Origin of the sequence: Mesorhizobium sp. M4A.F.Ca.ET.022.05.2.1, assembly GCF_003998845.1 — a bacterium.
Taxonomy (GTDB): domain Bacteria; phylum Pseudomonadota; class Alphaproteobacteria; order Rhizobiales; family Rhizobiaceae; genus Mesorhizobium.
Genome location: NZ_RZOJ01000140.1, coordinates 1 through 13,427, shown reverse-complemented (window position 1 = coordinate 13,427; position 13,427 = coordinate 1). Strand labels below are relative to the sequence as shown.

Here is a 13,427-nt window from a genome sequence, read left to right as displayed (position 1 = left end):
CTCGGCGGCCAGAAGGTCGGCGGCATACTCTCGACCAGCCACGGACTGCAGACCGAGGCGCCGACGCGCGACCAGTGGAACCGCAGCGCCGCAACGCTGGCCAAAGTGGCGGAGACGGCCAAGGCCGCCGGCGTCACGCTCAACCTCGAAATCGTCAATCGCTTCGAGAGCAATCTGCTCAACACCGCCGCGCAGGGGCTGGCCTTCATTGAGGACACCGGTTCCGACAACATCTTCCTGCACCTCTTCCTTCCACATGAACATCGAGGAGGCCGATGCCGGACTGGCCATCCGCAACGCCGCCGGCAAAATCGGCTATGTTCATATCGGCGAGAGCCATCGCGGCTTCCTCGGCACCGGCAGCATCGACTTCGCCGCGATCTTCGATGCGCTGACCGCCATCGGCTACAGCGACGACCTCAGCTTCGAATCCTTCTCCTCGGAGATCGTCGACGAGAACCTGTCGAAGAAGACGGCGATCTGGCGCAATCTGTGGACAGACAATATGGAACTCGCCCGCCATGCCCGCCGCTTCATCGCGGTCGGGCTGGAGACGGCGCGGCGCAAGGCCGAGCTGGTCACGGCGACGCAGAAGCCCTGAGGCTCTGGCTGGCACCTACCGCTGCCTTGAAGCTTGCGGGTAATTTTACGAGCGCATTCGATTAAGATCGTCCCTGTTTGATTCGTCCCCGGTCATGGCCCGGAGAGCAGGAGCAGGAACGGCATGAGCAAGGCCCTTACCACTTTCGCGTTGGTCGCGGTGCTCACCGCTCTGCTCATGGCGCTTTCGCTGGCGGTCGCCAGGCACGGCTATCCCTACGGCGCTTTCGGCGTGAAACGCCTCGACGGCATCGCCGATGCCGGCTCCTTCATTCCGCTAGCCGCCGTCTATTTCTTCAGCGCGCTTCTGATGATGATCCTGCCGCTGCGCGCCGCCAGCATCGTGCTGACCAACGCCGCCGACGCGCTGTTCTGGGCGACGGTTGCGCTGTTTGCCACCATCGTCGGCTCCCTCGTCGCCAGATGGGCCTTCGGCCAGGGCGGCGTGCTGTGGGCGCTGGTCAACTGGCGGTTCCTGTTCGTCGCCGCCATCGTCGCGGCCCATTTCGCCATGAACGAGCTGCGCCGCAATATCCTGTTGAGAAGCCTGTTCTTCGTCGTCTTTGCCGCGGCGACGCTGGCCTGCCTGTTCTGGACCTTCCAGGCCTGACCACCCATATCCCGTTTCGGCAAGGCGACAGGCGCGGGCTTTCATCGGCCCGCGCCATCGGCTATTCCGGTCCATGACCGCCTTCTCGCTGTCATCATTTGTCTGATAAATGGCTTGACTGAGAGATGACCGCGGCGGACAAGGCCGCCAGCAAAGCTTCACAAGGAAAGACCATGACCCTGTTTCGTAAGAACCTCATCGATGGCGAATGGGTGGGCGAGGCCGGCTCCCGCAACATCAACCCCTCCAACACCGGTGATGTCGTCGGTGAATATGCCTCCGCCGGCGCAGGCGAGGCGCGTCAGGCCATCGCCGCCGCCAAGGCGGCCTTTCCGGCCTGGTCGCGCTCGGCGCCGCTCGCCCGCCACGCGGTGCTGAAGAAGACGTCCGATGAGATCATGGCCCGCAAGGACGAGATCGGCCGCAGCCTGGCGCGCGAGGAAGGCAAGACGCTCGCCGAAGGCATTGGCGAGACGATCCGGGCCGCCCAGCTTTTCGACTTCTTCGCCGGCGAGACGCTGCGCCTGTCGGGCGAGTTGGTGCCGAGCGTGCGGCCCGGCGTCGGCGTCGAGATGACCCGCGAAGGCGTCGGCGTGGTCGGCATCATCACGCCGTGGAATTTCCCGATCGCCATCCCGGCCTGGAAGATCGCGCCGGCGCTGGCCCACGGCAACACCATCGTCTTCAAGCCGGCCGAGCTGGTGCCGGAGAGCGCCTGGACCATCGTCGACATCCTGCACCGCGCCGGCCTGCCCAAGGGCGTGCTCAACCTGGTCATGGGCAAAGGCTCGGTGGTCGGCCAGGCCATGCTCGACAGCCCGGACGTCAACGCCATCTCCTTCACCGGCTCGGTCGGCACGGGAAAACGCGTCGCCGCCGCCAGCGTCGAGCACATGCGCAAGTTCCAGCTCGAAATGGGCGGCAAGAACCCGCTCGTCGTGCTCGATGACGCCGATCTGGCGGTCGCCGTCGATTGCGCCCTCAACGGCGCCTATTTCTCCACCGGCCAGCGCTGTACGGCGTCCTCGCGCCTGGTGGTGACCGATGGCATCCATGACCGCTTCGTCGAGGCGCTGAAGGAGCGCATGGAGAAGCTCGTCGTCGGCGATGCGCTCGACGCCAAGACCCAGATCGGTCCGGTCGTCGACGCCACACAGTTGAAGCAGGACGAGGACTACATCGCCATCGGCCGCCAGGAAGGCGCCGAGCTTGCCTTCGGCGGCGAGCGGCTGGGTCGCGAGACGCCGGGCTTCTACCTTCAGCCGGCGCTGTTTGTCGGCGCCAGCAATGCCATGCGCATCTCGCGGGAGGAGATCTTCGGCCCGGTCGCCAACGTCATCCGGGTCAAGGATTATGACGAGGCCCTCGCTGTCGCCAACGACACGCCGTTCGGCCTGACCTCCGGAATCTGCACCACCAGCCTGAAGCACGCGACGCATTTCAAGCGCAATTCTGAAGCCGGCATGGTCATGGTCAACCTGCCGACCGCCGGCGTCGACTTCCATGTGCCGTTCGGCGGCCGCAAGGGCTCGAGCTACGGACCGCGCGAGCAGGGCCGCTACGCCATGGAGTTCTACACCACGGTGAAGACGGCCTATACATTCGCCGGCTAACTAAAACCGCGACGGCGCGAGCGCGAACCAGGCAGGCGAGCATGTCGACGGCAGACTGGAATGCGGACCTGACTTGGCTCAACCCGCCGCCGCATCATTCCTTTGCCGGTAGCACCGTGCAGGTGCGCACCGGCAAGGAGACCGACTTCTGGCGCGAGACCTTCTATGGCTTCCGGCGCGACAACGGCCATTTCCTCCATCGGCCGGTCGCTGGCGATTTCAGCGCCGAGGTCACGGTCAAGGGCGACTATCGGGTGCTCTACGACCAGGCCGGCCTGATGGTGCGACTGAGCGAAACGCACTGGATCAAGGCCGGTATCGAGTACACCGACGGCCTCGCCTATTTTTCCGTCGTCGTCACCAACGATGCCTCCGACTGGTCGCTGGTCGGCATCGCTGCCGATCCCAACGGCGTCAGGATCCGCCTGACCCGCCACGCCGAGACCATCCGCGTCCAGTATCTGGACGCCGCCGACGGCCACTGGAAGCCGGTGCGGCTCGCCTATTTCCCGCCGTCGAAGTCGGTCGATGTCGGCATGATGTGCTGCTCGCCGCAGCGCGAAGGCTTCGAGGTCAGCTTCTCGGATTTTTCGATCGGTCCGCCGATCCCAAGGGAACTGCACGACTGAGACGCTTCGAGCCCGCCCGCCGCGGCGGTAAGGACGTTCTTTCCCAAGCTCGGGCCGCAAGGGTATATGAAAGAAATTCCCACGCGCCGAAAGTCTCCTATGCCGTCAGGCCATCCGCTCATCCTCTTCTACACGACCTTCTTCAGCAAGCCGGTCGACATAGCGGCCATCCCCGCTTGCGCGGTGCCCGTCGAATGGACCAATGACCGCCGCCGCCTTGCCGAAGCCGCGGCGGTGGTGTTCCACCTTCCGGATTACCGCGAGATCGGCGACGCCCGCAAATATCCCGGCCAGACATGGGTCGCGTGGTCGATGGAGAACCCGCAGAACTATCCGCGCGCCGCCGCTCCCGGCTTTATGCGGCATTTCGATCTCACGATGACGCACGAGTCCGGATCGGACATCTGGACACCCTATCTCCAGAACGCGAGCTGGTGGGAGGCGATACGCAACAGCGCGATACCCTCCAAGACCGAGAGCGCTCCGGTGGTGCGTTTCCAGTCCGCGAGCATCGATCTCAGCGGCCGTGGGGCGTTCGCAGCCGAGCTTGCCGGGCATATCGGCGTCGATTCTTATGGCCGCTATCGTCCCACGCGACAGATCGAAGGCCCCGATCTCGGATCGCAGACCAAGATCGAGACCATAGCGCGATATCACTTCTGCCTGGCGCTGGAGAATTCGATCGCGCCCGACTACGTCACCGAGAAGATCTTCGATCCGCTCTGTGCAGGCAGCGTGCCGGTCTATCTCGGCGCCCCCAACGTCGGCGAGTTCGTCCCTGCCAATTCCTACATCGACGCGACGGCGTTCGGCACGCCGGCCGAGCTTGCCGCCTATCTCCGCCATCTGCTGGAGACGCCCAGCGCCTATGAGGCCTATTTCGCCTGGCGCTCGCAACCGCTGCCGGAGTCGATCGCCAGCCGCCTCCCTCTCCTGGAAACGCCGGCGAAATGCCGGCTGGCCGAGCTCGTCCATCAGCGCATGCAGCAAGGGCAGGGCCTGTCGCCGGGCTGGCCGTCGCTGCCGTTCGGCGGCGTCTCCTTCCTGCGCACCAAGCTGCGCCGCTGGCGGAAGTCTCGTTGACGCCGCAGGGCCCGGCTGTTCACCATGGCCCGTGGAGGGCCTTGAACTTCGCAAGGTCTGCCGGCACGGTCATCGTCAACAAAAGGTAGGGGCAGCCGTCATTTGTGCTCGTCGTCGAGCCGAAGCCCGTGGCGAATCGCATCGCCGATGGCTTGCGGCCCGAACCGTGACCACACAGCTGCATGAGCTTGGGTCCGCTGCCTGGCCATGCGGGGCGGGTCCATGCACAGCGCGATGGCCTTCTCTGCCAGCCTTTCGTCCTCGTCGGACAGCAACACCTCTTCATCCTCGGCCAGGTCCAGGCCCTCGGCCGCCAGCCGCGTCGCCAGCACGGGAACGCCGAAGGCCATCGCCTCGAGGATCTTGATGCGCGTGCCGCCGCCGGATGAAAGCGGAACGAGGCAAAGGTGAGCCTTGGCCAATAACGGCCTTGTGTCATCCGGATACTCGATGAGCGAAACGCCTTCCAGACCGGCCAGCGCCCGCACGGCCGGCATAGGCGAGCGTCCTGCAAGGACAACATTCGCCTGCGGCAGCGCCTGCCGGATGAGCGGCAGGATGTTGCGGACCAGCCGTTCGGCGGCCTCGATGTTAGGCTGGTATCCGAGATGGCCGACGAACAGGATGACTGGAAAGCCGTCTGAAAATGCGGGCTGCGCCGGCAATACCCTCGCAATGGCCTCGGCCCGTGGAATGCCGTTGGCGACGATGTCGATCGGCACCGTGCCGGAAGACGATGGCTCGAGCCTGTCGCGGTCAAGGCGCGAGCAGACCCAGATCCTGTCGACGATCCTCGCGGCCTCTCGTTCGAGGCGTTTGAGATCAGGCGCGGTGACCAGGGTGCCGTGGGCCCGTTCCAGCTGTCCGGCGAGATCCGATTCGACATTATGCATGTCGAGGACGAGTTGCTCGGTCAGCGGCCGCAAAGGCCGAAGCAACCTGAACAGCGCAATGCCTTCGACGACGATCGTGTCCGGGCGGAACTCGCGGGCAAGCGCCTTGAGGCGGGCGAGCGCCCGGCGTGGAATCCGGCTCTCGCCCTTGGCTCGCCGCCAGCCCAGCCACGGGCCGCGCATTTCGCTCGCTTTGGTCAGGGCAACCACACCAATATTGCTGTCGAGCGGCTGCGCTTCGTCGGTCCGCGGACAGATCGAGACGAGGCGGACCCGCCCGAGTTCAGCTGCCGCCGTGGCATTGCCGAAATTCCGCAGATCGGCGCCCGATGTCGGTGGAAAGGCCGGGTCGTGGCAGACGATTAAGGTCCGGTGCTTCCCAAGCGCCGGCAGCGGCGTGGCCGGAGCCCTGGGCGGAACCATCTGCCCGATGCGGACGCGGTACAGCCATGCCTTCCAGGCTCGGCCCAGAACCTGGTGGGGGCGAACGGCGCGCATCAGCAGTCGGCGCGCAGATAGACGCCGGACGTGCGTGCATTTACTTCCGAGTTCGTATCCGATCGTGTCGTGAAGTATCCGCCGGCCTCGAACACATTGTCGCGCGGCGAAGCCTGGGCGGGAACGGTAGGGGCCGATTCCGGCTGGCTCGCGCTCGTCCATTCGTCCTGGGCGAACACGAAAGCGGCGAAGTCGACCTCGCGCGCAAGCTCGAGCAGGCGCCCCAGCGTGGTCGTCCCGGGATTGAAAACAGTTGTCCAGGGCTCGACATGGGCAATCTCCTCGAGGCCGCGCGTCAGCGCCTGCAACAGCTTCTTCTGCTTTCCGGATGACCCCAGGAAGATTCGCGGTTTGGCCATCCATTTCCTCCAGCAAAGCGACTCACCTTAGCGTATGCGGACGGCCTTCCCCATTGCAACGGCAGCTGGCGTCGATGACATGCCGGCTGTTATGGCTCCGTCCGATGTTGGAAGAACTGCAGGAACAGTTCCCGCGGTGTTCCTGTGCTCGGACGCCGCCAGGGGCATCACCATGGAAAACATCCAGATCACCGGCGACGCCCTGTGGTAGGAACAGGCATCGCGCAGGGTTCGCCGGCCAGGGCTCAACCACGCGCCGTCGCCGCATTCGCGCCATGCGTCTGTGCAATATGGCTTTCGGGCACTTGTTTGCCCGCGACAACATTTGTCGTTGAGTGCCGCGCGATAGGACGGTAAGTTATATTGCACTGCACAATGGAAGCCCGGATCGGGGAATGCCCGGGGCTTCGCACCGGCCTTTGACAGCCCGCTCCCGAGGGCTCAGCGAAAGAGATATCCGGTAGGGATATGAAGATTCCAAAATCCTTGTTGATCGATCCGGAAAGGAATGCCGTCTATGGCACCTTCGCCGTTGCCATCTCGGTCTTCGCCTTTGCCTATTCCACCAATTTCGGCAAGGTGCTCATCCTCGCCTATTATGCGGTCTGGCTGCCGCTGATCCTGGTCGACTACCGGCGGTTCCTGCGGCATCTCTCCGATGCCTGGCTTCCGCTGCTGTTCGCCGCCTATATCTGCTTCTCGGTGTTCTGGTCGCATGCGCCCGGCACAACGGCGCGTGCGGCACTGCAGTATTTCTCGCACATATTGTGCGCCTATGTCGCCGCGCGCACGGTCAGTGTCCGCACGCTGGTCGTCGGCTCGCTGATCGGCATCTTCGTCGTGCTGCTCTATTCGCTGCGTGTCGGCGGCTACGCGCTCGACACGATTGACGGGACAACCAATTTCGTCGGGGCCTTCGGCTCCAAGAACCAGGTCGGCTTCTTCGCCTCGCTCGGCCTCTATTTCTGCTTTGTCTTTGCCATCTTCTACCGGCGCGGCTGGCAAAGCCTGGTCTGGACGGCGCCGATCGGCCTGCTGTCGCTGTATATGCTGGCGATCGCCCATTCCGCCACCTCGGTGGCGTCGCTGCCGGCGGCCGTCGGCGTCGTCCTCCTGCTCGCCGTGAGCAAGGTGCTGTCGCGCCGCTATCGGCGGGTGCTGTTCACGGTCGGCGCCTGCGCGCTGGTCGGCGCGGTCATGGCCGCGCTCAATCTTGGCCTGCTCGATTTCGTGCTCGGCATCTTCGGCAAGGACTCGACGCTCACCGGACGCACCTATCTGTGGGAGCAGGGATGGGAGGCCGCGCAGCAGTTCCCGATCCTCGGCTATGGCTACGCCGCCTACTGGGTGCAGGGCTTCGCCGAGGCCGAGCGGCTATGGGCCGAGTTCTACATCACCACCCGCACCGGCTTCCACTTCCACAACACCTATATCGAGACCCTGGTCGAGCTCGGCCTTGTCGGTGTGACGCTGATCGCGATGGTCATCCTGCGGTCGTTCTGGGGACATGTCTCGTCGGTGGTCTTCCGCGACTGGCGCGCCGATTCGGTCGTGCTGGCGGGCGCGGTGGGTCTCATGCTGCTCCGCTCCTTTTTCGAGGTCGAGATTCTCGGCCCGTATTTCACCGCCTCCTTCATCGTCTATTACGGCCTGTTCAAGCTGCGCCCGGCGCCCTCGGCGGTTCGCCCGCAGCGCGCGTGCGTCGCGATCCACGAAGCGAAGCCCGCAAGCGGCTGACGCCGGTTCGGCGGCGAGAGAAGGGCGGTTCAGGCGATGGCGCGCGAGCGCTGCATCTGCCGCTGCAGGAAGCGCCGCACCGGCTCATCATAGATGCGCGTCGCAATGTCGGAGATGACGATCACCACGATCGCCATGGCGATGCCGAACCAGGGATGATTAGCGAACGGATCGATCGAGACGGCCTTGCCCGCTCCAGCGATGATCATCAGCATCGGCGTGTGAATGATGTAGATCGGGTAGGAGATCCGCCCGAGCCAGCTGTAGAGCTTCGACAGGCGCGGTGAGGTGGCCGCCACCGCCCCGACCGTCGCCATGACCGGGAACAAAAGCACCACGCAGATCAGATCATAGGCGGCGCGTGCGCTGCCGCCTGCCGGCGCGATGGCGAAGATCACCAGCGTCAGCGCGAGCGCGATCTCGACCCAGTAGCCGCGCTGCAGGAAGCCGAAGCTCCCCTGATAGTGCGCCATGGATCGGCAGAGCAACACGCCGAGAAAGAACGAGAAGGTAACGCGCGGCAGGCCGCTGGCGATGGTCGCGCCGGTCATGCCGAAATCGAGCGTGCCGGAGAGCATCGCGGCAAGAACAAGCAAGGCCAGGCTGCCGGTGATCAGGCCCAAGAGCACCCGCTTCGACAGGACGAAGAACAGCAGCACATAGGCGATGTTCACCAGCAATTCAAAGAACAGCGACCAGGATGCGGGGTTGAGCGGGAAGATCGTGTGGTAGGCGTCGCCAACCAGCGGGATGAACAGCATGCCCGTCGTCAGCATCAGGGCGACATCGGATAACGGCATGTATTCGCCGGGCATTAGCCTGTTCTTGATCAGCAGGTAGAAGGCGCCGAGCAGCGTGCCGGCCAGATAGAGCGGATAGAGCCGTATCAGCCGGACCAGCAGGAAGGTGCCGAACCCCATCCCGCTCTCGATCTTGCGGTCATAGGCGTGCGCGATGACGAAACCGCTGAGCAGGAAGAACAGGTCGACAGCCAGATAGCTCGACGGCAGCACCTTGCCGTCAGCGATGAACGGCGAGAAGTGGTAGAGCATGACGCTGATCGCCGCCACGCCGCGCAACGCGTCGAGATTGAGGTAGATGTGACGGGTTGCCGGCTGCATTCGTGGCCTTCATCAGCGGATCGCTGCGCGACTTCTGCAGCTGCCCAGCGCCCCGCGGGCTGCTTTCTCAATTCTTGCCGGCGCTCGCCCGCGCCATACATGCCGATCGCCTACTGGCTGGCCATCGGCGCCAGCTTCACTTTGATCACGTCCCCAGGCTGCACCGGCGTATCCTCGGTCGCCGCGACCTCGGTCGTCTTGCCGTTGACCACCCGAACCAGCGCGTAAAGCAGGGCGGGTTGATCGCTGTTGGTCATGGCTGCCTGCGTGGCGGGGTCCGAGGCCACGGTCATCAGGCCCTTTTGCATGCCCACCCTGAGTTCTGCTTCTTTCAGGTCGGTTTCGACTTGCTGGCGGTCGGAGGCGAGGCTCGATCTCAGCGTGTTTTCGGCGTCGGTAGCGTCCTGCGTCGCCTTGCTGATCGACTGTTTGGCGGTAAGGATCGCCGTCTCGTAGTCCAGGATCTGCCCCTGCAGGTCGGCGATCGTCTGTTCCGAATTCAGCACCCGCGTCTGCACGACGAGGCCCTTCTGCGCCAGCGCTCCGACGCTGTCGAGCTGTTCCTTGGCGAGGTCCACCTGGCGCTGCTGGTTGACGATCTTCTTCTGCAGCGACTCGATCTCATTCTGCAGAAGGTTCTTCAGATCGTCCAGCGCCTGCAGCTTCAACTTGAGCTTCTTCTGATCGGACGTCAGCACCGCCATCTCGTCGGCGACGATCGTCGCCACCTTCGGATCGTCGGCGACTTCCTTCGGCGCCTCGAATGTCGTCTTGTCGGCGAGCTCGGCGTCGATGCGGGCGCGCCTGACGACGAGGCGAAGCCGCTGGTCGTCGTAGATGTCGTAGTTGCCTTTGGCGGTGATCAGGTCGCGATCCTGCTGCGGGCCATTTTCCGCGTTGCGGCGGATGCCGCCTGCGACGCTGATCGCCTTCAGCACGGTCAGTTCCGGCACATAGGGAAATTGCCCGGGACTCTGCACCTCGCCGGAAATGTAAAATGGCCGGAACTGCACCATTTCCACCGAAGCTTCCGGCCTGTCCGAAAGCGCCAGCTTACGCTGCAGCGTCTCGCTGATCGCCGCGGCGATCTCGGCGGTGGTCTTGCCGGCGGCGGGCAATTCTCCCGCGAACGGAACCGACAGGGTCCCGGCCGGGCCGACCGAATACTCGCCATTGATGGCCGACCAGTCGCGGAACGTGCCCTCGACCGTCTGCCATTCGGCGATTCGGATGTTGAGCTTGTCCTGCGGCCCAAGCTGATAGTCGCCGGCCATGGCAGGGACAGCCAGCAAAAGCGCAAGGCCGGCGACAGCAAGCCGCGCCGGCATCATGGGGCGCGACAGACGGCTGTCGCGAAGGAGTCCGAATATGTCTGTTTTCAACTGAACGTTTCCGATCCGCTTGCCCCATCGCCCGATGAGCTTGCTGCCGGACGCCCGATCCGATGCGAGACGGCGTCCCAATCGAAGGCTGCCGTGCTCCTTGCGGAGCCCGGCCTTGCGGCTCAGTAGCTGCCGCGCGACATCCATACTGCAGGCACTGTCTTGAAGATGATGCGAATGTCCTCGAACAGCGACCAGTTCTCGACATAATGACGATCGAAGGCGACGCGGCTGTCATAGGACACGTCGTTGCGGCCGCTGACCTGCCACAGCCCGGTAAGACCCGGACGTGACTTCAAATAGTAGACCGCGGCGCTGCCATAAATTTCCAGCTCGTCGCGCACGACGGGGCGCGGCCCGACTAGGCTCATGTCGCCCTGCAGGATGTTGATGATCTGGGGCAGCTCGTCGAGGCTGAGTTTCCGCAGCACCTGGCCGACGCGGGTAACGCGCGGGTCGTTCTTCAGCTTGCGCGTCGCGATCCACTCGGCATTGGCTTCCGGATTGGCGGCAAGATGTGCGGCCAGAACCCGCTCGCCGTCCTGCACCATGGTGCGGAACTTGAGGCACGGGAAAATCCGGCCGCCGCGGCCGATGCGCTTGTGGCCATAGAAGATGCTCCCGCCGTCCGACAACTTGACGAGCAGCGCGACCATCAAGAACAGCGGGCTGAGCAGCACCAGGCCAGCCAGCGAACCGACGATATCGAAACCACGCTTAAGAAGCCCGCCGATCGGTGGCGGAAAATCAATGCCGGCGTGCGAAAAACCCGCATCGGCCGACTTGGCAATATCCCTCATGCCGCAACTCCATACGTTGAACGAATGGTTTACGGCACGATATCAAAAAAATGTTGCAGCGCAACACACAATTTCCCATCACGATGAAATAGTCACGTCATGAATTGACTAAATAATAAACGTGCCCTGCCCAAAAATTCACCTTTATGGCGCGTTTGTGACAAACTATGAGCAACGTAAGGAAATGTAGTGCCTTTTTGAGGCCGATTTTGGGCGAATCGTTCTTTGTCGCAGAGGGGATTGCCATAACTCATCCCCGAATCACTCGCTTGGCCAAGTTATTCGAGTTAAATACTAATTAATATTGTGGATTCTACTGCAGCAAAATCTGCTTTCCGCAATCGGCTGTGGAGCCTGCGTGTGCGACGCAGCATGCCAGAGTCGAACCCGAAAACCCATTCAAAATTATTTGTGCTTGGCCTTGCCCGAGGTATCCCGCCTTAATAGAGTCGCAAACTGTTCATGTTAGAGTTTGGATAGGTTGGGAAGGCCGGAAGCAACCGGCCGAAAAGCGAGCAGCAGGATAAGCTCGCGTGGCGCATGGGGAGATACTCGGGTGGGTAAGTCGTCACTTTTGCATGCTCGTGTCGGTTGATGGATCGACGGACATGTCACTTCCAAAATTCATTGTCGGGATGCTGTTCGCCCTCGCGATCGTGATCTCTTGGTCCTATTTCGATGGCGCCTCGCTCGGCACGATCTTGCTGCGCGCCGTGATCTGCGTCGCCATCAGTCAGGCCGGCTATTTTCTGCTGGTCTTTCTCATGGTTGCCAGGAGCACGCCGACCGTGGCCGACAGAATGCGCGAGGCCGAAAGAGGCCTTGGCGCTCCAAAGGCTGCCAAGGGCGAGAAGTTCAGCGCCAGGCGCAGCATCCGTTAACGCGGCGTCCTGCTGAAACCGCGAGGCGGGCGCGCTCAGCCGGCGTCGGCAACCTCTGGTTCCGCCTGCTCGCCCGACAGCATCCTGGACAGCCGGCTGCCGGATTTGGCCTTCAGGCGCTGATACTGCCCGACCTCGACGATGCGGCCGTTCTCGATGGCCACTACCCAATCGGCGAAGGCGATCATCGAAGGCCGGTGCGCAATGGTCAGGATTGTCATCGTGCCGCGCAGCCCGTCGATCGATTTGGCGATCAGCGACTGATTCTGCCAGTCGAGGGCGCTGGTCGCCTCGTCGAGGATGAGCAGCGATGGCTTGCGCAACAGCGCCCGCGCCAGCGCGATCCTCTGGCGTTCGCCACCCGAGAGCCGGATGCCGCGGTCGCCGACCACCGTGTCCAGCCGCTGCTCCAGCCCCTTGACGAAATCGGCCGCATGCGCCGCGCGCAACGCCGCCCACAGCTCCGCGTCGCTGGCTTGCGGCGCGGCAAGCCTGAGGTTCGCCGCGATCGTGTCGTGCAGCAGGAACACGTCCTGCGGCACATAGGCCACCTGGTCGCGCCAAAGCCTGCGGTTGTCCGGCCCGATCTCGACACCGTCGGCGAGGATCTTGCCTTGTGTCGGTTCGAGCAGGCCGAGCAGCATGTCGGCGATCGTGCTCTTGCCCGATCCTGAAGGGCCGATAAGGGCGGTGACCTTGCCGGCGGGAAGGCCGAAGGTGATGCCGCTGACCACAGGCTTGCCCTCCGCGGCATCCGCAAGGCCGCCATAGGCAAGCGAGACATCGCGTATGTCGAGCCCGACATCGAGGGTCAACCTCACGCCCTGCGCGGCCTGGCTGGCCGCCGTCTCGCGCTCGGCGTCGAAGCGCGTCTGCAGGTCCTGCATCGAGGCGTAAGCGGGCAGGTTGATCAGCAATTGCTGTGCCTGCGTCTGCATGTCCATGAAGCGCGGCGCGATCCGCATGAAGACCAGAAGCAGCACGACGATTTCGGCCAGCGCGAGATGGAACCGGGTAAGCGCAATGTAGATGAACAGGCTGAGGCCGATGACGCTCGCCACCTGGAAAAAGGCCGTGCCGATCGTGCTGTTGCGCACATAGCTGATGTTGTCAGCCTTCATCTTCTCCAGTGTCGCCTGCAGCTGCGCGAAATAGCTCGCCTCGACATTCAGGCTCTTGGCCACCTTGATGCCGCCGAGGAATTCCGAGACGGTGCGGTAC

12 protein-coding genes and 1 pseudogene are annotated in these 13,427 nt (G+C 63.6%); 7 read left to right on the top strand and 6 right to left on the bottom strand.

From position 1 onward, the window contains the following. From EN745_RS16930 to EN745_RS16910, 5 genes and pseudogenes are all read left to right on the top strand, one after another. Nucleotides 1-601 (top strand): annotated as a pseudogene (locus EN745_RS16930) (sugar phosphate isomerase/epimerase); the annotation flags it as partial. Between the two features lie 123 nt (nt 602-724). Continuing rightward, entirely contained in the window at nt 725-1,210 is a 486-nt protein-coding gene (locus tag EN745_RS16925; protein ID WP_127405398.1) for a hypothetical protein, read from the top strand. 173 nt (nt 1,211-1,383) lie between these two features. Continuing rightward, nucleotides 1,384-2,823 carry an aldehyde dehydrogenase family protein gene (locus EN745_RS16920; RefSeq protein WP_127399780.1) on the top strand — a complete coding sequence of 480 codons (1,440 nt, stop codon included), beginning with the start codon at nt 1,384-1,386 and terminating at the stop codon, nt 2,821-2,823. A 41-nt stretch (nt 2,824-2,864) separates the two neighbouring features. Then, a complete protein-coding gene (locus EN745_RS16915; RefSeq protein WP_127421808.1) occupies nt 2,865-3,452 on the top strand; it encodes a DUF1349 domain-containing protein in 588 nt (195 codons plus the stop codon). A gap of 99 nt (nt 3,453-3,551) precedes the next feature. Beyond that, nucleotides 3,552-4,535, top strand: a complete 984-nt coding sequence (locus EN745_RS16910; protein ID WP_127421807.1) for a glycosyltransferase family 10 fucosyltransferase — start codon at nt 3,552-3,554, stop codon at nt 4,533-4,535. Nucleotides 4,536-4,633: 98 nt separating this feature from the next. Here EN745_RS16910 and EN745_RS16905 read toward each other — a convergent pair whose 3' ends face one another. Continuing rightward, nucleotides 4,634-5,851 carry a glycosyltransferase family 4 protein gene (locus EN745_RS16905; protein WP_127421809.1) on the bottom strand — a complete coding sequence of 406 codons (1,218 nt, stop codon included), beginning with the start codon at nt 5,849-5,851 and terminating at the stop codon, nt 4,634-4,636. 74 nt (nt 5,852-5,925) lie between these two features. Further along, entirely contained in the window at nt 5,926-6,285 is a 360-nt protein-coding gene (locus EN745_RS16900; RefSeq protein ID WP_245487751.1) for a TIR domain-containing protein, read from the bottom strand. Between the two features lie 468 nt (nt 6,286-6,753). On the opposite strand from EN745_RS16900, the gene EN745_RS16895 reads away from it, so the two are divergent. Next, on the top strand, nt 6,754-8,022 hold the full coding sequence (locus EN745_RS16895; protein ID WP_127421806.1) for an O-antigen ligase: 1,269 nt from the start codon (nt 6,754-6,756) through the stop codon (nt 8,020-8,022). Nucleotides 8,023-8,051: 29 nt separating this feature from the next. On the opposite strand, the gene EN745_RS16890 is transcribed toward EN745_RS16895, so the two are convergent. From EN745_RS16890 to EN745_RS16880, 3 genes are all read right to left on the bottom strand, one after another. Continuing rightward, nucleotides 8,052-9,143, bottom strand: coding sequence for an acyltransferase (locus EN745_RS16890; protein WP_127421805.1), 1,092 nt, complete (start codon nt 9,141-9,143; stop codon nt 8,052-8,054). Between the two features lie 110 nt (nt 9,144-9,253). Continuing rightward, the gene (locus EN745_RS16885; RefSeq protein ID WP_126059259.1) at nt 9,254-10,474 is read right to left on the bottom strand and encodes a polysaccharide biosynthesis/export family protein; all 1,221 of its coding nucleotides are present in this window, start codon (nt 10,472-10,474) and stop codon (nt 9,254-9,256) included. A 173-nt stretch (nt 10,475-10,647) separates the two neighbouring features. Then, complete coding sequence (locus tag EN745_RS16880) at nt 10,648-11,325, bottom strand: sugar transferase (protein WP_126056866.1); 678 nt, start codon at nt 11,323-11,325, stop codon at nt 10,648-10,650. A gap of 533 nt (nt 11,326-11,858) precedes the next feature. On the opposite strand from EN745_RS16880, the gene EN745_RS16875 reads away from it, so the two are divergent. Beyond that, nucleotides 11,859-12,206, top strand: coding sequence for an exopolysaccharide production repressor exox (locus EN745_RS16875; protein WP_245487750.1), 348 nt, complete (start codon nt 11,859-11,861; stop codon nt 12,204-12,206). A 35-nt stretch (nt 12,207-12,241) separates the two neighbouring features. Here EN745_RS16875 and EN745_RS16870 read toward each other — a convergent pair. Then, a partial coding sequence (locus tag EN745_RS16870; RefSeq protein ID WP_145992050.1) for an ABC transporter ATP-binding protein occupies nt 12,242-13,427 on the bottom strand: 1,186 nt, incomplete at its 5' end.